This is a genomic window from Paenibacillus sp. 05T425, from assembly GCF_056396205.1.
The window spans coordinates 1-566 of the sequence record NZ_JBFTLA010000058.1; the positions used below are offsets into that span (position 1 = coordinate 1).

At 58.7% G+C, this 566-nt stretch carries 2 protein-coding genes; both read right to left on the reverse strand.

Annotation, left to right across the window (positions count from 1 at the left end; genetic code table 11):
* Positions 1 to 305 (reverse strand): DUF2797 domain-containing protein (locus tag AC1DF0_RS32030; protein ID WP_477577592.1); only part of this gene is annotated, 305 nt, incomplete at its 3' end.
* A partial coding sequence (locus AC1DF0_RS32035) for a YeaC family protein (RefSeq protein WP_477577594.1) occupies positions 302 to 566 on the reverse strand: 265 nt, incomplete at its 5' end. The genes AC1DF0_RS32035 and AC1DF0_RS32030, both read right to left, overlap by 4 nt.

A 566-nucleotide genomic window follows, 5' to 3' on the forward strand; every position in this document is an offset into this window, starting at 1 on the left:
GGGTAGCAGTAACCCTGGCTGAAACTGGTTTTGGTCTTGCGTCCGCAATGGGTGCAGTGGATCGCCCCCAGGTACTCCAGGCGCACCGTGGTGCCGGGGTAGCAGTAACCCTGGCTGAAACTGGTTTTGGTCTTGCGTCCGCAATGGGTGCAGTGGATCGCCCCCAGGTACTCCAGGCGCACCGTGGTGCCGATCAACGGATTGACCGGTACCTCGGCGTCGCCCAGACGAAAAGCGTACTGCACGTTCGGCCCGTCAAGGCGCGCCGACATTTTGCTGATTGCACCGCGGCCAATCTCGATCAATGGATGGCATCCGACTTGAACAGAATATTCGGCACTTCGATCGACTTCGACGCGCACTCCTGCGGGCCCATGTAGCCGGTGCGCTGTTCCTCGGGCAGGTTCTGGATTTCCCAGGCGATCATCGCTTGCAGGGACAGTTCGCGCTGCTCGGCGGTGAGTTTGCCACCGTCGGACCATTTGCCGATTTCCACCGCCAGTTTCAGGCTCTGGTAGATATCCGGGGTAATGTTTTTGATCATTTCGTTGAAAGAGGACATCAAG